Genomic DNA, 23,357 nt, shown 5'->3' with positions numbered 1-23,357 from the left:
ATGGAGAAAACCTGGAGTGGTTCAGGGAGTTGGTGAATAGGAAACTCATCCAGTACGCTCAGCGGACTATGCTCTCTCAGATCTGTTTTCCTCATCTGCTAGATGTCCCTCAATCTCATTTAATAGCAAGAGCTATCCGGTCAATTCTTGATGGCTTCGTCATAAGCCTCTCTGATTGCATCCAGCATTTTTCTCGGTTTACGGGCATCACCTATCAAAACAAGCTTATCAATCTGTCCCTTCAGTTCTTCATAAAGTTTATTATCGGAACGCGACCCTACCGCAAGAACCACGGTATCAGCCGGAATCAATTCCTGCCCTTGTGCAGTTTCCACAAGCACTCCATCCTGTTTAATAGCTACCACCTTGGTCTGATCCATTGTTTTAACATTAAATTTTCTGAGCAGAGCCAGCATTGACCAGCGGGAACTTGGGCCAATGTCCTTCCCTATGCCCTTAACCATCTCCACAACAGTAATATGCTTGATTCCCTGTGTTAATAAACGGTATAATTCTTCCGGTTTCTCCGCCTGATATATCATCAGATGCCGCAGGGTTGACGCGTCAATGGTTCCGATCTCTGCAAGATATAATGCTGTCTCAACTCCAACCGCCCCTCCCCCGACGATGACAACATTAGAACCTGTCTTTGCCTGATTTTTCAGGACATCCCACGCTTGCACAACCAAAACGCCTTCTTCAACCGGGATTGGGGGTGCAATCGGCTTGGCGCCTGTGGCAACTACAACCCGATCAAAAACTCCCGCTTTGACTTCTGCCAGAACATTGTCTGCAGTTGCTTTTTTCCCAAAACAAATCTCAATGTTTAAACTCCGGCAGGCATTGACCAGATAGTCTTTCAGCCGGAGAAAATCCTGTCGGCCCGGGGGTGCGGACGCTACCAGAACCTGACCGCCGGGTTGTGTATTCTCCTCCCAAATCGTCACCTGATGACCACGCGTGGCTGCGACCCTGGCATATTCCAAGCCGGCTACGCCTGCACCGATTACCAATATTTTCTCCGGATGGTCCGATTTAATCTGTAACGGCAACAATGATCCTTTTAAGAGCTCCGCTTCTCTGCCGGCTTCCGCGTTGGCAAGACATTCAACGCTTTTGTGATGGAAGATATTATCCAGACAACCCTGGTTACAGGCCACACAGGGACGAATCGTTTCATATTCTCCCTTTTCCGCTTTAGCTGCTAATTCCGCATCCGCTATAAACGGTCGGGCCATCCCAATAAAATCAGCAATGCCTTCATCAACAATTTTTTCTCCCAGTTTCGCATTCATCCGGTTACAGGCAACCACCGGAATAGATACCGACTCTTTAATCGCTTTCGCCAAATAACTGTATGCGCCCGGCGGTACTTCCATCGTAAGTTGCGGAACCTGTGTTTCATGCCATCCCCCTGTCACGCTGATGGCATCAACGCCTGCTTTTTCCGCGGCAACACAGAATTGTCTTGCCTCGACATTGGTGTTGCCTCCCGGCATAAAATCATTACCCCCGACCCGGACCATGACGGGATAGTCCGGACCAACAGTCTGGCGAACCTTATCAATAACTTCCAGAGGGAAAGTCATCCGTGCCTGCAAATCCCCACCATAACGATCTGTTCGTTTATTGGTTAAAGGAGATAAAAATTGCCCAATCAGGTAACCCGAATTGCCGATAATCTCAACTCCGTCAAATCCCGCTTCTTTTGCCCTCCTTGCTCCTTCGGCAAAAAAAGATATAATCTCAGTGATTTCACTCTGAGTAAGCTCTTGCGGTGTCTCACCCGTAAATTTAGAAGGGACTGCTGACGGGGCCACTGCAGGCACTCCGTAATATTCTTTTGTCCGCGCGTAGCGACCAGCATGGAACAACTGGGCAAAGATTTTGGCTCCTTCGGCATGAACCGCATCAGTCAGTCGGCGAAGCCCGGGTATAAAGCTATCATCATGCATATACACCATGTCATGGTCAATTTTGCGTAATGGATCAATTCCAACTGCTCCCAAAACGATAAGCCCGACTCCCCCGCGCGCCCGATAACGGAAAAACTCCACTAACCTGTCGCTTATTTCACCTCCGGGGCAATAAGCCAAACCCATGGCAGTCATTACAAAACGGTTTCTGATTTCCAGAGTGCCGATTTTTCCCGGCGAATATAACTTTGACATCTTTAACTCTTCCTTTCATCTAATGACGACCGTGTTTACGCACCGGAAAATTTAGGTTTTCTTTTCTCTTTAAAGGCAATCACCGCTTCACGGTGGTCTTTGGTTTGCATGCAAATGCTTTGAGCAAAAGCTTCATCTTCAATCGCTTCGTCCAGGCTGCGATTCAGGTTGCGATTTAACATATACTTGGCTAACCCGATGGCAATAGAGGGACCCCGGGCAATTTGACTCGCAAGCTGATTTACCGTTTCATCTAATTTATCCGGTTCTACCACTTTCGTTATCATACCGATGCGTTCTGCTTCATAAGCATCAATCATTTGGCCTGTAAAAACTAATTCTTTAGCCTTTTGAATACCAATGGCCCGTGGCACCAGATATGTGCCCCCTATGTCTGGGATCAGGCCAACGTTAACAAAAGCCAGGCCAAATTTAGCCGCGGAACTGGCGATCAGTATATCAGCCGCCAAAGCGATAACCAACCCGCCTCCCATAGAAAATCCATTAATTGCTGCAATTACCGGTTTCTCAATGTGGAAAATTAGGCGTGTCAGTTCGGCCACCTTAAACACATATTCCCTGGCTGCCATCAGCCCCATACTTCCGTCTATGATGTTTAAATCGCCCCCTGCACAGAAAGCACGGCCCGCCCCGGTCAGGACCACCACTTTCACCTTACTGTCCGCGGCAGCCTGCTCAAAAGCAAGCTTTAAACCTTCAACCATAGCGTCACTCAGAGTGTTCAGACTGTCCGGTTGATTCAGGACAATTCTACAGACTCCATCTTCAAGCTTTTCCATCAGTACAGCATCAGTCATTACATTGCACCTCCAATTAGTCTCTTGTTTGCTCATCCACAATACATTGCTTTGCTTTTTTTCACTAAAATTTCAATATTTCAAATTTTTAAATTTTTAACCTAAGTGAGCTGTTTAATACTCATAAAAACCACGGCCTGTCTTTCTGCCGTAGTGGCCGGCCCGGACCAGCTTGCGTAGTAATGTAGCCGGACGGTATTTGGAATCGGCGGTTTCGGTATAAAGAGTCTCCATAACCATCAACAACACGTCCAGCCCGATTAGATCGGCCAGGGCCAGAGGGCCAATTGGGTGGTTAGCCCCAAGTTTCATCCCCAGGTCAATATCCTCTTTACTAGCAATACCTTCTTGAAGCACAAAGATAGCCTCGTTAATCATGGGCACAAGTATCCTGTTTACGGCAAACAAAGGCGCCTCGTTAACGGTAATCGTCTTCTTGCCAAAGCTTTCACACAATTTTTTGGCCATCATGTATGTTTCATCCGAGGTGTCAAGGCCGCGGATAATTTCCACCAACTCCATAACCGGCACCGGATTGAAAAAATGAGTGCCGATCATCCGGTCGGGCCGCTTGGTGGCCGAAGCCATTTCTGTTATACTCAAACCCGAAGTGTTGGAGCAAAACACAACCTCAGGACCGCAGATCCGGTCAATTTCCCGGTACAGATCTTTCTTTTTCTCCATATTCTCAATAATCACTTCAAAAACCAGATCGACCCTCTCGAGATCCTCCAGACCTGTTCTGGCCGTAAACCTGTCCATTACCGCAGCCACGGAGTCTTTGATTTTGCCCTTGGCCGACAGCCGCTCCAGGCTTTTCCTGATGTTGTCGAGGCCCCTGTCCACAAATTCCTTTTGTATATCAGTCAGAATTACCTGATATCCCGCGCAGGCCGCTACCTGGGCTATTCCCGACCCCATGGTCCCGGCCCCGATAACACCTATGGTTTGTATAGACATTTTTTAATCTCCCCTCATATAACAGATCTTTACATTTTCTTCAGGAAATCATTTCTATAATTGTAGCCATAGCCGGACCACCGCCCGCGCACAAGGATGCCACTCCATAGCGCCCGCCCCGGCGGCGCATCTCATACATAAGGCTGACGATAATTCTGATTCCGGTGCAGCCTACCGGATGACCCAACGCAACCCCGGAACCGTTAACGTTAACCCGGCTCATGTCCAGCTTTAATTCCCGGTTAACCGCAAGAAACTGGGCGGCAAAGGCCTCATTGATTTCAAACAAGTCCATATCCTTCAAATCCAGCCCTGCGTATTTGAGCGCCTTGGGAATGGCGTAAACCGGCCCAATACCCATAATCTCGGGAGCTACCCCGAAAGAGGCGGTGGCAATAATTCTCGCCAGCGGCTTTACGCCCAGTTCTCCGGCTTTGGATTCAGCCATCAGCACCAATGCCGCCGCGCCGTCGTTAATCCCACTGGCGTTGCCTGCTGTTACCGTTCCGCCCTCTTTAAAGGCCGGCCGGAGCTTGGCGAGAGACTCCAGTGATGTATCGGTACGCGGGTGTTCGTCGGTATCTACCAAAATTGTCCCTTTTCTGGTCTTTACTTCTACCGAAACAACTTCATCTTTGAATTTTCCTTCCCGGATGGCGGCCACTGCCCGCTGATGGCTTAATAAAGCCAGTTCGTCCTGTTCCTGGCGGGAAATGTCGTATTTATCAGCCAGATTTTCGGCGGTCATTCCCATATGGTAACCGTGGAACGCATCGTGCAGGGCTTCGTGCAGTAGGGCGTCCTCCACCCGCCCGGCGCCCAGCCTGTATCCCGTACGCGCGCCCATCAGCAGGTGAGGCACCCGGGACATGCTTTCCATGCCCACGACCAGGCAAACACCGGACTTTCCAAGCATAATCTGCTGGGCTGCAATTTCCATCGCCCGCATGCTGGAGGCACACTGCTGCTCTATTGTTGCTGCCGCAACCTCTTCCGGGATACCTGCTTTCAACTGTACCTGGCGGGCCGGGTTGCCCTTCACTCCTACCTTGTAGACCATCCCGGCAACCACGTCCTCTATCTGCCCAGGGTTCACTCCGGCACGATCCATGGCTGCCCGGGCCGCCACCACACCCAGGTCCACAGCCGGTATGTCCTTAAGCATACCCATGAAATCACCTATTGGGGTTCTGGCAGCTCCAACGATAACCACATTTTCCACGCTAACACCCCTTGACATCAACATATTCTCTTACATGCCACCTTTATAGCTAATCCCGGCTTAGGCAATCACTCACACAATGCTTTCCACCTTAAACAAGTAAAAGTTCAAAGGCCTCCGAATAGCCCATAGCATTTTGGGAATTATATTACTGCAAAGGAATTGTGGCTCTCCTTTGTACTTTGGTTTCTTATCTTTTTCAGCTGTTATAATTTGAGTTTCAGTTTGTGCTTACCAAAGTACAAAGTCAGGGAAGGTTTTCTAAGTTTAAGGCCTGGTGTAATAATGTCAATTTTTACCCTTTTTCAGTCGTTCAATGCGTTTTAATTCATTCCTTTTAATTTTTCCATCTGGAGTACACGGTATTTCTTTTACAAACTCAATTTCTCTCGGATATTCATGTTTACTCAGACGCGTTTTTACAAATTCCTGAATATCCTTTTTAAGTTCATCGCTAGGCTCGGTCTTAGGTATAATTATTGCTTTAACAATTTCACCGCGTTCTTCATCAGGAACACCTATTACCGCTACTCTCTCAATAGCCGGATGCTTTTCTAAAACCTCCTCAATTTCAAAGGGCCCTATCGTATAACCCGCCGAGATGATAATATCGTCGCTCCTGCCTTTGTGCCAGAAGTACCCCTCTTCGTCTACATAGGCTGCATCGCCTACTCTAATCCATTTGCCTTTCCGTAAGACAGCCAAGTCTCCAATTGTTCCGGGGGGTAGTTCGTTGTTGTTTTCATCTATTATACCGACTTTCACCCCAATCATGGGCATCCCCAAACTTCCTAGCTTCTGCTTATAGTCTGGAAAGGAATACTCTATAATAAGGGCTCCAACTTCAGTAGATCCATAGATTGACCTGGGTGCACGACCTAAATATTCTTGAAAATACTTTAATGTATCCATGTCAATGGGGCCACCGGTATAACTAAGTTCTCTTATTTTAAGTTTATAGTTGCCAATCTTGCCGCAAGTCCTAACCATTCTGTATACTAAAGGAGTAGCGGATATATTGGTTATGTTAAATTGTTCAAGTGCTTCCAGGAACATTTCTGGATCAAACTTTCCAGAGTATGCTCCTATCGCATTACCAAATATAAGAGGTCCGACTGTCCCATACCATATTCCATGACCCCAAGCAGGAGAAGATGGATTAAAATAATTGTCATCATCGGTTATTCCAATACCGAATTTCATATTAACAGCCGTTAATGTAGCAGCAATATGTTTATATTCAATGGCCCTGGGCCTCCCAGTGGTTCCACTTGAATACTGAATTACCGCTAAATCATTTGCAGAAGTATTGATAGCACATTGGTCATCCTCATTTTTGATTGCATCCAGCAATTCATCCGCGTAAATAACTTGGGAAACTAAACCTTTCTTTATATTATTCGACATTTCCCTTGTTACTATAACTGCCTTGGCATTAGAATTGGTAAGCCTGAATTCAATCGCTTCTTCGCCAAAAAGAGGAAAACAGGGAACTACCACAGCTCCTACCTTCATGATCCCAAAGAAACTTATATAAAACTCAATTGATGGAAAAAGCAACACAGCCACACGATCACCCGGTTTAATGCCCTTATGTCTTAGGTGATTAGCTAATTGCCCGCTTAAGCGTGAGAACTCCTCAAAGGAATAGATCGCATTATTACCATTGGCAAACTTAATTCTTATTGCTGTTTTCTGTGGATCATGCCTATCTACACACTCATAGGCAATATTAAATTTCTCAGGTGTCCCACTGAAGACTTCCCACCTTTCTTTTAATGTGAAATTTTTTCTTGCTTCTTCCAATGATTTATAATTTAATTTCATTGCAGAACCTCCAAGTGTCTTAGTATACCTTAATTAATAGGGAAGATAATCCCTTCCAAAGATTTCACGGCTAATAACTATTTTTGAAGCATTGGCGGTCCCGTCACCGATTTCCATACCAATGACGTCTCTTAGACGTTGCTCCAACGGAAACTCCTGGGTATAACCATAATGACCATGCAACAGCAAGCACTCGTGAATAGCCTCAACAGCATACTGCGGGCCCAGCAATTTGCACATAGCCGCCTCTTTGGTATGTGGTAGCCCCTGATCGTGCAGCCAAAGCGCCTTATAACAAAGGGTACGGACTGCTTCAATCTTTCTGATGTGCTCAGTAATCGGAAAAGATACGCCTTCAAATTTTGCCAGCGGCCGTCCAAAAGCGTGACGATCCTTAACATATTGTTCGCCTTCGCGACCAATCAGGTACTTAGCCGGAACCTCGACATCTTCCATGAAGATTGAGCCTCTGACGAGAGACTTGCTGCCCATATCCTTATATGTCTGCAAGGAGGTAACGCCCGGGAGATCTGAGCGGACCAGAAAAGAGCTTATGCTTTTCGGAGCGGTCTTTGCGAAAATTAAAAAAGCGTCAGCAATTGCACAAAATGATATGCCGGATTTTTCTCCATTTAAAACATATTTATCTCCTTTTTTAACCGCCTTTGTTTTCAAAGCGCCGGCATCGGTCCCGCAGTGCGGCTCAGTAATAGCCAAAGCCAGCAGCTTTTCACCGTTAATCACACCGGGCAGCCACTCAGCCTTTAATTCTTCGCTGGCGTTATTTATCAAATTATCAGCATTTAATATTTGAAGAATCAGGGACAAGCCATAGTTATTAATCTGGCAAAAGCTCGTTCTTTAAAAACTTTGCCAATGTTTTAATCATTGTTTTTTGTTCTTCACTTAATGAAAAATCCAATTGTTTATCCCCCTAACTTTTTTGTTGTTCCGAAGGGATAGGAACAAATTTTTCATGCTCTTTTTTTGCCCTTTCAGCCATAACATAATGCAGCTTCTTTCCAGTAGCGGTATAGGGCATCTGTTCCTCAACAATCTGGTAGTACCTCGGCCGCGTGTAATTGGCCAGGTAAGGATCCTCCACGCAGTGTCTATCCAGTTCTTCAACCGTGATTTCTTCCCCCTCCTTAGGAACAACATACGCAGCCACAGCTTGCCCCCATTTCTCATGCGGAAGCGGCACCACGAAGGCATCTTTAACTTTTGGGTGTCTCATCAAACATTCCTCAACCGGAACAGGGTAAACCTTTTCCGCTCCTGACTGAATCATGTCATCTGTCCTACCCTTTATTGTGATAAACCCGTCTTTATCCCAGGTGGCAAGATCACCTGAATAGAACCATCCTTTATATAATTTTTCAGAATTTAATTCAGGACGGTTGTAATATCCGAGAAATTGATGAGCCGATTTTGCAATTACCTGACCTACTTCCTTACCGTCTTTTGCTACCAGTTCATATGGCTCCACTCTTTCACCCGGCCTTACTTTTATTACTCTTACCTGACAGAAGGGGACAGGCCTGCCTGCTGAACCTGCTTTTTCCGCCACCGGATGGATATCGCTTCGCAAATTTAAATCCATTCTAGTTTCCGTGGTGCCATAACCGTTAAATATATTTTTACATAAGACCTCGCTCCATTCCAAAAATTCTTCTTTACTAAGTGGAGATCCCATTGTGCAAATCCACCTTAGGGAACTTAGATCGCGCGGTTTTTTGCGTTGTTCGGCGGCCAGAGCATTAAAAGTCACCGGAGCGCCCCAAACAAGAGTCAGTTTGTGCTTCTCGATAATGTCCAGGGCTACTCCCGGATTAAAGCCCGTTAAAGGAAAACCGAACAGATGACCTCCGCTAAGCAAAATAGTGGTGGGAAGAATTATTCCTCCCTGGTGGAACCAGGGAGTAATATTCATTGCTTTATCATTCCAATTGACGTTATTTACAACAATAATAGACCAATCCATCTGCATAATAGCAAGGCTTGTCTCTACGGTCCCTTTGGCAACTCCGGTTGTTCCTGAGGTATAGTGTCTCATGATTTCATCCTCAAAAGGATCGAGGACTTCCATTAGCCGATCTTCTATATCCGGGTCCTCTTGAGAACAATCTTTATAATAATCTTCAAATTTCGAGGCTCCTTCGACAGACGACTCTCCTGTTGAAAGTAAAATTTGCGGATGATGTTTAGATAACTGTAGCGCTTTTTTAATTGTTTGATCTAAAAAAGAGTCCCAGATAAATACCTTTGGCTTGCTGTCCTCAAGATGGAGCGCAATTTCTCCCGGGGCAAGCCGAAAGTTGATGGGTGAAAAGATGCAGGGCGTCTTCCAGCTTCCAAGCATTGAAACGGGAAAATGCCATGTATTAAAAAGACAAACCATTACAACATCGTTCTTTTGAAGTCCATCTGCACGAAGCTTATGGTTCAGTTGATTGGTAATTTTATCAAGCTCGCCATAAGTTAATGTACAATTAGTTGTAAGGCAGGTAATAGCTTCTTTTTCAGAAAACTCCCTCATAACAGCTATATAATAATCTACATAAATATTTCCCTCATACCCTTTATGCTCTTTCAACACAATTCGCTAAACCACCTTTTTTTATCTAAGTACAGTATAGTTATTTTCTCCGCCGGCGGGCTACCGGAGAGGTGCCGGCTTCACGGGAAGGCAGCACTACCGTGGAATGTCCGGGAATGGTGTCTTCACCCCTTTGATTTATTCCGTGAGTTTCAATGTCAACGGCATATTCACCGTCTTCATCGATATATTTCCTTGTTACCTTCCCTTTCATCCAAACTACATCAGAGAAGTATACAAATTTACGATATTCGGCGTAGCACTTTTTCAACCATCCGTCGTCCCCGATCCAGTTGGTCAACAAGTGAATAAGCCAGCAATGCCTCTGGACCCCGACATCGTAAGGATAAGGCACTCCCACCGCTAAAGCAGCTGATTTGTTATAATGCACACTATAAATGGGCTCCAGAGCACTGGTTTCTTTATCCCTGAACGCCCAGGCGGGATGCCTGCGATAATTCCTTAAAGACAGGCCATGAGCCTGGATCTTTATGGGCGCCGCGCCGATACAAAAAGCCACCATATCAGTCAACCCGAGGGGCCCTTTCACCACAGGGGGCAACTCCTCGCCCTCCTGCACGTCCTCCCAGTACCGGACCCTTCCACCGCGAATTTCTTCATTTAAGACAGCCTCTTCAACCCTGGCCAACTCCTCTTCCGTCCAGGGGTGGGGCAACTGGATACCTGAATATTTTCCTTTTGACCTTGACGCTTCTCTTTCCACACGTGTTATCCACAAGTTCACCTTGGCCAGAAGTTCGTTGTCCTGATTGTAATATTTGGACTCCTGGTATTCCATAATCATCCTGCCCGCAAAAGTGCTCTTCTTTTCTTCAAAACCCGTGAAAACGCACTCCGGTGTGATTTTGTCGCCCAGCCGCGCTGGCTTGTAAAAAGTCCATTCCGACCCTGTATGAAAGCCCTGTACCCCGGGTAAACCCTGTAAAACCCACCCTGGAAAAATACTGTGTAAAATGCTCGGCGGCGCTATCAACCCGCCCCAGGCCGTTTTCCTGGCGTATTCCTCATCAACCCAAAGCGGATTGGGGTCCCCGATACCATCAACGAAGTGCCTCACGGAATCTGCGGTTACCCACTCATTAAAGATGTTGTTTATCCGGAGTTTTATGCCGATTCTTTCGCGAAATTTAGCAAGGGCCTCTTCTGTAATTCTTCCCTCCGCCATACTCGCTATTATTTCTGCCATTTGTTTCATGTCCCCCTTATACCAAATATTCAATGGATTTTTTACTGGATGATCAATGCTCAACCGTAAATGCTTATTTCTACCCCCTCCCTTTACGGTACCCCTTCTATGGCTTAATTCGCAATTTCTATGCCAGTTCAAAAGCCGGATAGCAACACGGTTTTTCCCTCTTCATGGGCAATTATTTTTGCCTTTTTGCAAGAAAAATTGCATGAATTCAATAAATTCTCAGAAAGTCACAGGTCTTAGGGAGTAATGGCCTTGTTGATAGAATTGGCATAGTTTTTGCGTAATAAAAAATCGGGGCCAAAGATATTAAGTGTAAATTAATGGTAGTCAAGCCTGGAAGAGACGATAAGATGAAAAGGGGGTTGTCTAGCATGTTTTGATACAGGTATAGTTGGATGTCTAATGAATTTCGTGTAAGTTTTCCGAAAATCAAACATTTCACAAAAACAAGAGCCTCTGACATTAACAGTTCGCAAGGTAAAAACGTGAAACAGAAAGGGCTATCGATGACTGTGTGGGGTATATTTTCTGAAATTTCTGAACCCGAACAGCAGGCATTATCCCTTAAGAGGAGGTAGAATATGTTAAACGGATTTATGGGAAAACTGCTTTTTGTTAATCTAACTGACGGAACTATTGAGGAACGTAAACTTTCAGAGGAAATAGCCAAAAATTTCATCGGTGGATACGGTATAGGAGCACGGGTATTGTATAACGAGATGAAGCCAGGAGTAGATCCGCTTGGCCCTGATAATGTTTTGGGGTTTATACCCGGTCTTTTGACCGGAACCAAGGCATTATTCAGTGGACGCTACATGGTAGTTTGCAAGTCTCCTGTTACAAGAGGCTGGAACGATGCAAATTCAGGCGGTTATTTCGGACCTGAGCTGAGAAAAGCGGGATTTGACGGTGTATTTATAAAGGGTGCCGCGAAGGATCCGGTATATCTGTGGATCAATAATGGCAAGGTAGAAATAAGGGACGCGTCGGGATTGTGGGGGAAAGACATAGTTGATACGGAGAATACTATAAAAGAGGAATTGGGAGAAAAAAATCTCCGTGTTGCAATGATCGGCCCTGCAGGAGAAAAGATGTCGTTAATTGCTTCGGTTATGAACGATGGACACAGGGCGGCAGGGCGTGGGGGATCCGGAGCGGTTATGGGTTCCAAAAATCTGAAAGCTATCGCGGTACGCGGAACGCTTCAGGTGCCCATTGCAAATCCTGAGTATTTGAAGACAGTTAATAAGAATATTGTCGCTGCAATGAAAAACGGTCCTGTCTCTCCCATTATCGAGACGCTTTCCAGGTACGGTACAGGCATGGGTGTTGTTGAAGCTATTCTTGGCGGCGACGGACCGGTAAAAAACTGGACTGGCGTAGGATTTAGCGACTTCGGCGAGGATGGATCCAAAGAAATGAGTCCTCAAGTAGCGGATGAAAAGTACAGAGTTAAGAAGTATGCCTGTGCTGAATGCGTTATTGGATGTGGAGCAATATACAATTCCAAGGAAGGTAAATACGCGGTTGGTGAAACAGGCCGTCCCGAATACGAGTCACTTGTGGGGTTTGGTTCTTTGATGATGAATACCAATTACGAAGCAATGATGAAATGCAATCATATATGCAACATCATGGGTATGGATACAATTGCTGTTGCAGGCACTATTGCTTGGGCTATGGAGTGTTATGAAAAAGGGATAATTACTTTGGAAGAAACCTGCGGGATTGAACTCAATTGGGGCAATGCCGACGCTATAGTTCAAGCTGTGCAGGTTATGGCAGACCAAAGCACCGAGTTTGGGAAATTGCTTGCTCTTGGTTCTCTGGGTGCGGCCAATAAGTTAGGAAAAGGCTTTGAGTGTTTAGTAACAATAAATGGTATAGAACTGCCAATGCACGATTCGAGATTTAGCCCTGGCTTTAGCAGGACATACTATTCGGACCCCACTCCAGGCCGTCACGTTAAAGGTGGTTTGGGATGGTACAATTTAGCAACACCGAAGACCAAGTATAACTATGAGGGAACAGGACAAATGGATAAGACTATAACGGCTGGAGTGGAAATTGTTAATTGCTTAGGCTTGTGTTTGTTTCCCGATATGTTTGGTATTAAGAGTCACTCTGAATACATCAAAGCAGTTACCGGATGGGAATTAGGAGAAGAGGACCTGCTTCAGACTGGCATGCGGATATTTAACATGAGACACGCATTCAACCTGCGGGAAGGCTGGACCCCATCAAACATTAACATCCCAAACAAGAGGTTTGCGGGAGAGCCTCCTTTGGAGACCGGACCTGCTTCAGGTGTAACAGTTGACTATGAATTATTAACCAAAAACTTCGTAGAAGCGATGGATTGGAATCCGTCAACATGGATACCAAGCCGGAGTTCACTAGAACAGCTAGGCGGTTTGGAAGATGTTATTAAAGATCTTAATATTTGAAAAATGTTAAAGAACTAGCAGAAAAAGTTGCTATTTTAGCTTCTGCTTACTATCCAGTTTCGAGCAGAAGTTACATTGGAGAATAAAAAGGAAGAAGGCAAACATGCAGGTTTTCGTAAAACTATTTATTCCAAACAAAACCATTTTCGGAGCTGATGAATTGAAAATTGATATATCGGAGGGAACCTCTGTAGAAAATCTAATTAATGTATTGAGTAATAAATTGGTCGATATTCCTCTGGATCGTGAAGATACCACAGTAATTGTCAATGAAAAAAGGGCATCACGGGAACAAATACTAAAAGATGGGGATAAAGTGATGTTTTTTCAAATATTGGCCGGCGGATAATGACTTAATGGCTACCAGATATTAGGATTAGAAATATAAAAACAGGAGGTTGATATTAATGATATCCAATTTTTCATGGGATTGGCCAACCATTGTTGTAGGAGGCGTAGGAAGCAGAAGTTTAGTACCTAAATATTTTTCAGATTTGGGCGCAAAAAGAATGGCCATCATTACGGATAAAGGGTTGGTAGCTGCCGGCGTCGTTGATATGGTAATAAATAGTTGGGAAAAGCAGGATCAAGTAAAGCTGATTGGCATATATGATCAAGCTGCGTATGATGCCGATTCGACCAGCGTTAATGAATGCGCTCGCTGGTGCAGGTTAAATGCAATTGACAGCATCTTGACTATAGGCGGCGGAAGCGTTATGGATGTAGCCAAGGGTGTAAAGATGATGCTGGGCATGGGAGCAATCGATGTGCTGGACTTAATGCCCAACAACATGGGAATATATATGAAACCCGAGGCCAAACATCTGGGTATTCCTCATATTTCCATACCGACAACAGCCGGTACTGGATCGGAAGTATCATGCGCGGCGGTAATATTAAATAAAAAGCTAAACCAAAAAGGCGCCATTGTTCACTATAATATTTCCGCCGATTATGCCATTCTTGACCCCGAAGTAACAGTATCGCTACCGCCTCGTCTCACGGCCGAGACTGGTTTTGATGCTCTGTCTCATGCCATGGAAGGGTATTTCAATAGTGCCCCATTTGCTATGACAGATGCTCTTTCTCTTCATGCTGTTCGTCTTATTAAAAAATATTTGCCCATTGCTGTGGCAGATGGTAAAAATCTCGAAGCTAGAATTAACCTGCTTCAGGCCAGCACTCTCGCCATCCAGGCATTTATCTGGGCCGGAGCGAATATCCCTGCCCATAATATCAGTCATGCAGTTGGTGCCAAATATCATGTACCACATGGGGCTGGTTGTTGTATAGCGCTGCCTATTGTAATGGAGGCCTATCCTGAATGGTGCATTGGCAGGATTGCTGGTATGGCTCAGGCATGGGATATTAATACCGAAAATAAATCACCTGAGGAATTATTGGCACTTACTATTGCTTCTGTCAGGAAACTGCAGGCCGATACCGGTGCACCTACGGTATTTGACGTAGCCCTTGATACAAAGGAGAAACGACAGGAAATTATAAATCTGATAAAGACTGATCCGGTTGCTTATCAAGAAATACCAACTTCGGTTATAGAGAAAATTATTGATAAAGCTTTTAAGAAATAGATTTGGGATTTTAAATTGATATATCAGCCCGCTCACAGATTAGGTAAAGCGGGCTGATACTTTTATTCTTCTTTTCAACAAAGGCTTTCCGGGGGTGTAAATTAAATTCTTCAAATTTATATCAGGGAGAGAAGCATCATGAAAATAACCCTAAGTTATATTCTCGAACGGGCAGCAAGTAAATACCCCAAAAAGATAGCAATTATTTACGAAAATAGAAAATTCACCTATCAGAAACTAAATGGAAACGCCGATCGCCTTGCTAACGCTTTGCTTTCCATGGGAATTCATAAAGGTGATAAGGTGGGTGTATTATTATATAATTGCCCTGAATTTTTAGAATGCGTTTTTGGAGTCGCCAGGGCAGGAGGAGTTCTAATTCCATTAAACTACCGCTTAAAACCAGCTGAGCTAGAATATATTTTAAACCAAAGCGGCACTAAGTTTCTTATCCACGATGCAGAATTTTCAGTAACTATTGAAACTTTGCTCACAAAAACAAAACTAGAAAAATGCATTGCTGTTGGTCAAGATCCAAATCAGAACTATACATTTTTACTAAATGAATCTCTTCCGCAAAGGTCCCCAATTAATCTTGATGATGATGATATTTCCATGATTATGTATACTTCGGGAACAACTGGGAAACCAAAAGGCGCGGTCTTGACTCACAAGGCACAAATCTTTAGTTGTATTAACATAATGACCACTTTCAATTACGTCTCAGAAGATATAGCCTTGACTCCCTCGCCAATGTTTCATACGGCTGCTCTTCATCGTTCATTAGCTGTAGTTTTTGTGGGAGCCACAAACATTATTATGAATAAATACAGGCCCAATCAATTTCTTGAACTGATTGAAAAAGAAAAGGTTACTCTCACGGTCTTGATACCTACAATGTTTACAATGCTTAAAGATGTCCCCCATTACAAGAAATATGATGTTTCTTCCCTAAAAAAACTAACTATGGGTGCAGCAACTGTGCCGGTGGAACTTTTAAAGGAAGCAAGCGATTTATTTGCCGAAGCACAATTATGGAACGGTTATGGTTTAACGGAGTGTTCTACAGCAACCGGACTCAAGGTGAACGATTTTCCCACAAAAATGGACAGTGTCGGTAAGCCGCACGTTAACGTAGAAGTCCGGATAATGAATGAAAATGGGTTGGAACTACCTTGTGGAGAAGTTGGAGAAATTTGCTTAAGGGCTCCTAATGTCATGAAAGAGTATTATGACGATCGTCAGGCAACCAAAGAAGCCTTTTGGGGTGACTGGCTACGTACCGGAGATTTGGGCAAACTTGACGAGGATGGTTTTTTGTATTTTGTTGATCGCAAAAAAGATATGATCATTAGCGGTGGCGAAAATGTCTACTGCAAAGAGGTTGAGGATGTGCTTTATACTCATCCCAAAGTTCTCGAAGCAGCGGTAATCGGGATTGAAGATAATTTTTGGGGAGAAATAGTCGGAGCTGTAGTAGTTCCTAGACCGGAAACCAACCTGACGGAAAAAGAAGTAATTGAATTTTGCGCGGAAAAGCTCGCGGGGTATAAGAAGCCAAAGGTTGTATTTTTCGTTAACGAACTGCCTAAAAGTGCCAGCAATAAAATACTTAAGCGAGAGTTAAAAGAAAGGTTTGGTAAGATAAAGTATATTCAGTAAAATAAGGTTACCCAATTTGACTTAATGGAATCGCTTAGTTCACAAAGGAGCCATTGAATACGCCAAGAAAAGGGAGGCTTTCGGCCAACCAATTGGGAAGTTTCAACATAATGCGTTTACGATCATATATAGAATTATTAAAAAGTTATCTTATCCCATTAGGATTGCCCGCCCTGCTAAATAGACTCGGCATAGTTCTTGCTATAAACAAGCCTGATTTGGTATGTGGGAAGGTGCAATGACTGAAATCAGTGGTGTTGATTATTTTGTCAAATGAGGAGGTCATAAACAATGTTAATGCTGTTGTCGCCTGTAAGAATCGGCAGTTTGGAAGTCGCGATATTGTTGTCATCGGCGGCGGCGCGGTGGGCTGTGAAACCGCTATAACCATTGCGGAGATAGGGACATTAAGCGCTGATATACTTAAATTTCTTATGGTGAATGAGGCGGAATCCTACGAAACCCTGATGCAGCTTTTAAACAGGGGCGTAAAAAATGTGACTATTTTAGAGTTATTGAAAGGCATTGGCAGAGACATCGGCAGCAGCACCCGCTGGGTCGTGATGAAGAACATCAAACGGCTGGGTATTAATGTAATAGACCAGGTCAGGGTGAAACGGGTGAACAGTAACGGTGTCGTCGTAGAGAGGGACGGGCAGGAGACCCTGGTTCCCGCCGACACGGTTGTACTGACAGTGGGCTCCCAGTCTGTAAGGGAACTGGAAGGCCAGTTGCGTGAGAAGGTGGCGGAACTGCATGTGATCGGAGATGCCGCCAGTCCCAGGAAAATCACCGAAGCCATCAGGGAAGGCTTTGATTTGGCCGGGCAGTTATAACCGGGCGCGGTCGCAAGACCATTATCATATGGTTAGAGTATTTGCAGTGATTTAGGTAGGAATATTTCTAAAAATATACTTTTGGTTTTCCGAGAGATTAAACTCAAAGAGGAGGACAACTTTATGCATCATTACCATAAGCTCCAGCAAACCCTGGACACCCACCCCATGGGAGCCCCTCCGAGCGAAGAATTCCTGGAAATACTGAAAATACTTTTTCCACCGGGGGAGGTGGAACTGGCCGCCCTGATGGACTTCAAGCTCAGAACGGCGGGAGAGATAGCCCGCAGGGCCGGCATGCCGGAGAAAGAGGCGCTGCAAAAGCTGGAGGCCATGGCCGACAGGGGCTCAGTGCTGGCCAAAAAACTGGACGGCCAGCCTGCCTACGCGCTGCTGCCCAACTACCCGGGGCTGTTCGAGTATCCGATCATAAAGGGCGTGGACGGTGAAACACTGAAAAGGCTTGCCAAACTCTGGCACGCCTATTACATGCGGGCTATGGCGGCTGAGCTGGCCTCAGCCAGCCCCCCCTGGACCAGGGTTTTTCCGGCTGAAGAGGCGCTGACGGAAGAATACGAAATACTCCCCTTTGAAGTGGCCTCAAAAATGATGGAAAGAACCAAAGCAATAGCCCTCGCCAATTGCGCCTGCCGGATTTCCGCCGGCAACTGCGACAAGCCCCTCGACGTGTGTCTTGCCTTTGACGGGGCGGCCAGTTTTCTGGCTGAGAGGGAAATGGCCAGGTTAATATCCCTCCAGGAGGCCGTGGAGGTGCTTAAGCGGGCGGAGGAAGCGGGGCTGGTGCACACCGGCAACAACGCTGCCGATAAATTGCTTTTCCTCTGCAACTGCTGCCCCTGCTGCTGCCACTTCCTGAGGCTAATCACCGAGCACAACTACACGAATGCCGTGGCCAAATCCAGCTACCAGGCCAGGCTGGACGGTTCCCTGTGCACAGGCTGCGGGATATGCGCGGAGGAACGCTGCCCGGTCAAGGCGCTAAACATAGAGGGTGACCATGCCGTTTTTCACCCTGAAAAGTGCATCGGCTGCGGCCTTTGCGTATCCACCTGCCCTACCGGCGCGCTGCGCCTGGAAAAACGCGCAAATCACCAGCCACCGCCGGCTACCACGGGTGAACTGGTCGCCAGAATTACAGCCACAAAAAAATTGTAAAGGACTATTTATTGCCGGATTCATTGCCCGGCTATTGATAGAGAAGTTCGTACTAGGCCTTCCCTTACACCGAATCGAAACCGCCTTGCATATGGAAGGACTGGATATGTCCCAAGGTACCCTGGTAGGAGTGCTCCAGCAGGTGGCCTTTTTGCCGGCATCCCTCTACGAAGCTATCCGTGCCCATTGCCGGTCTACTGGTTTGAGGCAGTCCGACGAGACGGGCTGGAAGGTTTTAGAAGAGGTGAAGGTTAAGACCTCAAACCGCTATTCTCAGCTTTTTAGCCGCCCAGGTTGCCTCTGATTGGGAGGAGCTATATGCCTATCGGCCTGTTTTGATGGAAAACATCGTAGAACAAAACCGATTTCATGGAACCTGCTACCGCGCGGCAAACTGGATCTATGTCGGGCAGACCCAGGGACGAGACAAGCTCGACATCCACAAACTCAAGAATAAACCTATTAAGTATGTATTTCTCTTCCCTCTGGAGAAAAACTTCCGTAAATGTCCTTACCGCACCTACGTAGTTCACCGAAACTCTTTACTTTCTCTATATGGCAGAGTTTTTACTTTTGAACCTGAAATGGATCAAACAGCGGTTCTAAAGTAACAAGCTTCGAAAAAAGTTTTTCAATTTCATGGGGAATTTCAATACCTTTAAATTCCTTTGTATTAACAAAGCGGAATTTTAAATAACCCGCCGCTGCCAATCTCCCCTCGGGCAAAACACTAAGATTGAATAAAAGCCGGAATCCTTTTCTTGTCAGGTCTACTGCACCTAGATCGACATTTACTACATCCAAGTATTTCATTGGTGAAATGTATTGGCATCGCGATTCAACAAGGGGAACGCCGATATGGCGCTTCCCTATCAGGTCACGTAAATCAATGCCATGTTCCAGGTAAAATTCCTCGCTGGCCTTCTCAACTATGGAATATACTTTTCCGTAAAATAAAATCCTACCATAATCTATATCGGAAAATGATACACGATACTGGTAACCCACTATAAAGAACCCTCCTTCTTAATCAAAGCGACCCAAAAAATCTCTGAATTGTATAAAAATTTCTTTAGCGAAAAAGCAGGGTAACCATCCGGTCATCCCTGCTGTCTCCGGCAGAATCCTATCGTGTGCCTGAGCCATTCATCTCAGGCTTTTCTCGTCGGTCCGGGGGTAAAAAGCTTTCATCCCAGGGGAGACGGAAACCGTACTCGCAGGTCCCGTAGCCGACCGTGCCATCGTTAAGTCGGTACTCCATCCAATTCATGCTTATTACAAATCCATCAATTGGGATCAGATAATTAAAGATGGGCTTAGCAGTATATTCCCATAACTTGTCATTGCTGTCCCGAAAACGATAGTGCAATGATTTGACGGCCATCCCGTCCACGGCTAACTCAATATTATCTTCGACTTCGCGGATCTGCAACCACTGCTTGCCATCGTAAAATGCCCTCATGTAGCCCATTTTGCCCTTATCGAATAATGGTTGCGTAATTACGGCTACCTGGCCATTGGTGAAAAAAGGCCAGCTCAGCGTGTAGTAGACCATCCTCTCCCAGTCGCGTACACCCCAGCTGATATCACGAACACAGTAGCCGTCTACTATATCGGTTTTCGCTCCCCGCAAAATGAGTGTGCCGTTAACCCGCGCCGGTCCTTCCAGATGTCTGAACGCCGGTTCCTTATCATATTTTCCCCTTGTCATCTCAATAGTGTCGACCATCGGCGCCGTGGCGTCAAATGTCAGGCTTATAGAGAATTGATCAAGTGAGTACTCAACCAGCGCTTTTTTCAGAGGCTCAATACCGGTTATACGCAAGTTGGCAACCTCGACCCCGTCAGCCATCCGCCTCGAAGTATAGGGCGACGCCGCACAGAAACGGTTGTGAACAAGCTTTCTATCCTTGAACAGAACGAACCACATGTTCGAAATTTGGGAGTTCTCAAGTATGCCGATGCGAAATAAACCCCCTACAGTGCTTTTCGGATCATAGAATTCGAAGTAGTAACTTTCGCTCCATTTCGGGTTATTATCTATCGGCGCATGACGCTTTTCCGCTCCGGGATACGAAAAATCCATTACAATTCCCCTTATCTTTCTTATTTTTCTATATACAAAAACTTTCAGTACACCATCTCCCTACTTCCAGTACCCCCTTTCTCTTTAGTCTTACATTTTCTCCTTAGATTTTTTATTCTAATGACCGCATCAATCATTAATACTTAACATGCTTCCTCAGTAGCTAACTAATTATGATGCTTAATATAACTGCGATAGTTTTGGCGATACTGGTTTATTGCTATGTCACGAATACCATTGTCACCGAATTTCCTAAACTTCCCACTTGCCGTCCTGGGGAAATCATCCATTATACATAGTTCGTCCGGCAACTTGTAATCAGCAATTTTATCTTTGCAGTGTTCCCTTAATTCAATGATATCCGGGGGATTATTCTTGTCTTTGGGAATAACACACGCACAGATTAACTCGCCGAGAATTTCATTCGGTATTCCTACTACAGCAACTTCGTGTACTTTAGGGTGTTTAAGAAGAATATCCTCTACTTCATTTGGATACACTTTGTATCCACCCCTGTTGATCATTTCCTTTAGCCGGCCAACATATTGCACATAACCGTTTTCTAAAATTCTACACAGGTCGCCGGTTTTTAACCAACCGTCAGCGGTTATCTGCTTTTTCGTTTCTGCTTCATTATTCCAATATCCGGGTGTAACCAGCCAACCCCAAAACCAGAGTTCACCAACTTCACCTATCGGTAATTCCTGTCCATTGCTATCGCAAACTTTTACCTTGCAGTCCTTACTTGGCAAACCGACAGTTTGTGTCTTTAATTCATTGGAATCAGATAATTTAGTAGAGCAGCCTCCCCCGGATAGTTCCGTCATACCCCACGCTGAAATAACATTTAAATTCATTTCTTTTTTAATCCTGAGCAATAAATCGGAGGAAAAAGCCGCCCCGGATGCCACACCGGCCCTGAGGCTGGAAAGGTCGTACTTATTAAAATCCTTGTGGTTCAGTTCCATAAGAAACATAGCCGGCGTACCGTGATGAATTGTACATTTGTATTTCTCAATCATTTTTAATGTTTCTACCGGGTTATACGGGTCCTGTATAACCATAGTAGCGCCGGTAATAATGCCGAGGTTTAAGCAAAGGATAAGGGCAAAAGCATGGAACCAGGGCAACTGGGTGAGGATCACATCGTCCGCTGTCACTCCCAGGCGTTCTATAAATTGAGAGGAATTTCTGATATATTGATAGTGTGTAGCCGTCGCTCCCTTGGGCACACCGGTGGTCCCTGAAGTATACATCAATATAATCAGATCTTTTTTAGTGTCTATCACAGGATGGTTATATTTATCAGCCCTGTGCGCTTCGACCAAATCCCTATATATAAAAATATCTGAATGTTCGGTTGGCTCCATTGCAACCAAATTGTGTAAAGATGGTATGTCCTTTTGTAAACCCTTAAGCAAAGAAATGTAATCATAATCACCTAGTCGGTTCATGGTGATCATTGTTGATAATCCCGAGTTTTCAAGCAAAAAGCGAAGTTCGTGTTCTCTATATCGAGGATTTATACCCAGTGTAATCGCTCCCGCCTTAGCCACACCCACATAAGCGGCTATCGCTTCAATAGAGGATTGAAGTATTATCCCCACACAGTCACCCTTCTTTACGCCAATGGAAGCCAGTCCGGCAGCAAGTGCGTCAGCCATATCGTTTAGTTCTTTATAAGTACAAGACCTATTAGGTTCAATAATAGCAGTTTTGTCAGGGATTTTGGCAGCCATCCGGGCACAAATATCACCCAAACTCATTTCCCATAAATCTTCAGGATTGACAATTAATCCGTATTTTGTCATCTTATAAACCTTCCTTTCCTTTCCTTTCAGATCCTAAAGCTTCCATAGTTCTGCTTCATCCACATCCGCAAGTATCACTATCAATACAGAGATTAAAATGCCGAAAAAATTTGAAGACTCCTCTAAACATTGTTTTCCCTACTCGAAAAACACTTCTATTTTTACCAATACAGCTTCCGTCGTCAACCTATCTTAATAAGAATACAACCTTCCGGTCTCCCACTCTCCTTTCAATAACCCGTTTTTCTTCGAGGTACTTCAGATAGGCAAAGGCCTCCCACCCTGCAAACAGCTTTTGTATAGAAAAGAATATATTACTATATTAACTGCCGCTCTTACCACATCTTTTTCAACATGGCAAGTCGACTCGCCCTGCGCTTGAGGAAAGAATACACTTCCTCAAGAAGGGCTTGCCCTTCCTCAGATGCATTGGACTCAAGCCAGATTTGCAAATCAATAAGAACTGCTTTCAATCTGTCGAGAGTAGCGTCAAGAGCCGACATCCGTAGGTCACCACGGTTTTGTTCGGCTTGGTTCACAGCTTCGCTCAGGGATTGGCGAAGTGGTTCTGGCGCTAACTCAGCACCACGCTTAAAAATATTGGTCATCGCCTCGATATCTTCCACCCTGCTTGCGGCAGCACTATCCCAATCCCTTCTTATAGCAATGAGAACAGTAACCAGGGAGATCAAATTCATTCTCTTGCGGGCATCTGTCTCAGTCTTTATCATGTCCTTAACTTCCCGCAGCGCTGCATCAAGGGCGACTGGAACGGTGGGCTTCATTTCGCACCTCCCATATCTTCAATAGTACATTCGAAAAATCTTAAAGCCTTGTAAATACAGGCTTTATTTTTTTGCATTTTTTTAGCTTCACCTCAAAAACCCCCCTTGATTTTATATCATGGCCAAAATACTTGATTTAGATATTATTA

20 protein-coding genes are annotated in these 23,357 nt (G+C 45.1%); 8 read left to right on the top strand and 12 right to left on the bottom strand.

Annotated elements, in window-relative coordinates:
• Positions 1-140: 140 nt before the first annotated feature.
• The 8 genes from IT084_RS15270 to IT084_RS15235 form a co-directional block, all read right to left on the bottom strand.
• Complete coding sequence (locus IT084_RS15270) at positions 141-2,171, bottom strand: FAD-dependent oxidoreductase (RefSeq protein WP_195713752.1); 2,031 nt, start codon at positions 2,169-2,171, stop codon at positions 141-143.
• A gap of 35 nt (positions 2,172-2,206) precedes the next feature.
• Positions 2,207-2,989, bottom strand: a complete 783-nt coding sequence (locus IT084_RS15265; protein ID WP_195713751.1) for an enoyl-CoA hydratase/isomerase family protein — start codon at positions 2,987-2,989, stop codon at positions 2,207-2,209.
• Positions 2,990-3,103: 114 nt separating this feature from the next.
• Positions 3,104-3,943 carry a 3-hydroxybutyryl-CoA dehydrogenase gene (locus IT084_RS15260; RefSeq protein WP_195713775.1) on the bottom strand — a complete coding sequence of 280 codons (840 nt, stop codon included), beginning with the start codon at positions 3,941-3,943 and terminating at the stop codon, positions 3,104-3,106.
• Between the two features lie 46 nt (positions 3,944-3,989).
• Positions 3,990-5,171, bottom strand: a complete 1,182-nt coding sequence (locus IT084_RS15255) for a thiolase family protein (protein WP_195713774.1) — start codon at positions 5,169-5,171, stop codon at positions 3,990-3,992.
• A gap of 288 nt (positions 5,172-5,459) precedes the next feature.
• Complete coding sequence (locus tag IT084_RS15250) at positions 5,460-6,998, bottom strand: acyl-CoA synthetase (RefSeq protein ID WP_195713750.1); 1,539 nt, start codon at positions 6,996-6,998, stop codon at positions 5,460-5,462.
• A gap of 33 nt (positions 6,999-7,031) precedes the next feature.
• Complete coding sequence (locus IT084_RS15245; protein ID WP_195713749.1) at positions 7,032-7,826, bottom strand: acyl-CoA dehydrogenase family protein; 795 nt, start codon at positions 7,824-7,826, stop codon at positions 7,032-7,034.
• A 106-nt stretch (positions 7,827-7,932) separates the two neighbouring features.
• Entirely contained in the window at positions 7,933-9,594 is a 1,662-nt protein-coding gene (locus IT084_RS15240; RefSeq protein WP_195713748.1) for a class I adenylate-forming enzyme family protein, read from the bottom strand.
• Between the two features lie 43 nt (positions 9,595-9,637).
• Positions 9,638-10,804, bottom strand: coding sequence for a MaoC family dehydratase N-terminal domain-containing protein (locus tag IT084_RS15235; protein WP_195713747.1), 1,167 nt, complete (start codon positions 10,802-10,804; stop codon positions 9,638-9,640).
• 590 nt (positions 10,805-11,394) lie between these two features.
• Between IT084_RS15235 and IT084_RS15230 the strand changes: the two genes are divergently transcribed.
• The 8 genes from IT084_RS15230 (at position 11,395) to IT084_RS19070 (ending at position 19,137) form a co-directional block, all read left to right on the top strand.
• A complete protein-coding gene (locus IT084_RS15230; RefSeq protein WP_195713746.1) occupies positions 11,395-13,260 on the top strand; it encodes an aldehyde ferredoxin oxidoreductase family protein in 1,866 nt (621 codons plus the stop codon).
• A 103-nt stretch (positions 13,261-13,363) separates the two neighbouring features.
• Positions 13,364-13,609 (top strand): MoaD/ThiS family protein, encoded by a 246-nt coding sequence (locus tag IT084_RS15225; protein WP_195713745.1) that lies wholly within the window; start codon positions 13,364-13,366, stop codon positions 13,607-13,609.
• Positions 13,610-13,667: 58 nt separating this feature from the next.
• The gene (locus tag IT084_RS15220) at positions 13,668-14,852 is read left to right on the top strand and encodes an iron-containing alcohol dehydrogenase (RefSeq protein ID WP_195713744.1); all 1,185 of its coding nucleotides are present in this window, start codon (positions 13,668-13,670) and stop codon (positions 14,850-14,852) included.
• 138 nt (positions 14,853-14,990) lie between these two features.
• On the top strand, positions 14,991-16,514 hold the full coding sequence (locus IT084_RS15215; RefSeq protein WP_195713743.1) for a class I adenylate-forming enzyme family protein: 1,524 nt from the start codon (positions 14,991-14,993) through the stop codon (positions 16,512-16,514).
• A gap of 266 nt (positions 16,515-16,780) precedes the next feature.
• A complete protein-coding gene (locus IT084_RS15210; protein ID WP_195713742.1) occupies positions 16,781-17,350 on the top strand; it encodes an FAD-dependent oxidoreductase in 570 nt (189 codons plus the stop codon).
• Between the two features lie 123 nt (positions 17,351-17,473).
• Positions 17,474-18,526: a 4Fe-4S binding protein gene (locus IT084_RS15205; protein ID WP_195713741.1), complete on the top strand. Its 1,053-nt coding sequence runs from the start codon at positions 17,474-17,476 to the stop codon at positions 18,524-18,526.
• Entirely contained in the window at positions 18,486-18,830 is a 345-nt protein-coding gene (locus tag IT084_RS19075; RefSeq protein WP_195713740.1) for a transposase, read from the top strand. Before IT084_RS15205 ends, IT084_RS19075 begins: the two co-directional genes overlap by 41 nt.
• The gene (locus IT084_RS19070) at positions 18,796-19,137 is read left to right on the top strand and encodes a Druantia anti-phage system protein DruA (protein ID WP_195713773.1); all 342 of its coding nucleotides are present in this window, start codon (positions 18,796-18,798) and stop codon (positions 19,135-19,137) included. Before IT084_RS19075 ends, IT084_RS19070 begins: the two co-directional genes overlap by 35 nt.
• Here IT084_RS19070 and IT084_RS15190 read toward each other — a convergent pair.
• From IT084_RS15190 to IT084_RS15175, 4 genes are all read right to left on the bottom strand, one after another.
• The gene (locus IT084_RS15190) at positions 19,094-19,534 is read right to left on the bottom strand and encodes a thioesterase family protein (RefSeq protein ID WP_195713739.1); all 441 of its coding nucleotides are present in this window, start codon (positions 19,532-19,534) and stop codon (positions 19,094-19,096) included. The genes IT084_RS19070 and IT084_RS15190 overlap by 44 nt on opposite strands.
• Before the next feature lie 118 nt (positions 19,535-19,652).
• Positions 19,653-20,612: a hypothetical protein gene (locus tag IT084_RS15185; protein WP_195713738.1), complete on the bottom strand. Its 960-nt coding sequence runs from the start codon at positions 20,610-20,612 to the stop codon at positions 19,653-19,655.
• Between the two features lie 167 nt (positions 20,613-20,779).
• Positions 20,780-22,423, bottom strand: coding sequence for a class I adenylate-forming enzyme family protein (locus tag IT084_RS15180; RefSeq protein WP_195713737.1), 1,644 nt, complete (start codon positions 22,421-22,423; stop codon positions 20,780-20,782).
• 335 nt (positions 22,424-22,758) lie between these two features.
• Positions 22,759-23,208 carry a hypothetical protein gene (locus tag IT084_RS15175; protein ID WP_195713736.1) on the bottom strand — a complete coding sequence of 150 codons (450 nt, stop codon included), beginning with the start codon at positions 23,206-23,208 and terminating at the stop codon, positions 22,759-22,761.
• Positions 23,209-23,357: the final 149 nt, after the last annotated feature.

The organism is Desulfallas sp. Bu1-1 (genome assembly GCF_015594625.1).
GTDB lineage: Bacteria > Bacillota > Desulfotomaculia > Desulfotomaculales > Desulfallaceae > JADNRQ01.
Note: the sequence above shows the minus strand (reverse complement) of the source record. Positions and strands in the feature narration are given on the sequence as shown.

Bases quoted from the DNA above. Each gene is read 5' to 3' on its own strand.
- IT084_RS15175 (WP_195713736.1), bottom strand. From the start codon at position 23,208: ATGAAGCCCACCGTTCCAGTCGCCCTTGATGCAGCGCTGCGGGAAGTT.
- IT084_RS15230 (WP_195713746.1), top strand. From the start codon at position 11,395: ATGTTAAACGGATTTATGGGAAAACTGCTTTTTGTTAATCTAACTGAC.
- IT084_RS15235 (WP_195713747.1), bottom strand. From the start codon at position 10,804: ATGGCAGAAATAATAGCGAGTATGGCGGAGGGAAGAATTACAGAAGAG.
- IT084_RS15265 (WP_195713751.1), bottom strand. From the start codon at position 2,989: ATGACTGATGCTGTACTGATGGAAAAGCTTGAAGATGGAGTCTGTAGA.
- IT084_RS15185 (WP_195713738.1), bottom strand. From the start codon at position 20,612: ATGGATTTTTCGTATCCCGGAGCGGAAAAGCGTCATGCGCCGATAGAT.
- IT084_RS15205 (WP_195713741.1), top strand. From the start codon at position 17,474: ATGCATCATTACCATAAGCTCCAGCAAACCCTGGACACCCACCCCATG.
- IT084_RS15225 (WP_195713745.1), top strand. From the start codon at position 13,364: ATGCAGGTTTTCGTAAAACTATTTATTCCAAACAAAACCATTTTCGGA.
- IT084_RS15215 (WP_195713743.1), top strand. From the start codon at position 14,991: ATGAAAATAACCCTAAGTTATATTCTCGAACGGGCAGCAAGTAAATAC.
- IT084_RS15270 (WP_195713752.1), bottom strand. From the start codon at position 2,171: ATGTCAAAGTTATATTCGCCGGGAAAAATCGGCACTCTGGAAATCAGA.
- IT084_RS15250 (WP_195713750.1), bottom strand. From the start codon at position 6,998: ATGAAATTAAATTATAAATCATTGGAAGAAGCAAGAAAAAATTTCACA.
- IT084_RS15180 (WP_195713737.1), bottom strand. From the start codon at position 22,423: ATGACAAAATACGGATTAATTGTCAATCCTGAAGATTTATGGGAAATG.
- IT084_RS15220 (WP_195713744.1), top strand. From the start codon at position 13,668: ATGATATCCAATTTTTCATGGGATTGGCCAACCATTGTTGTAGGAGGC.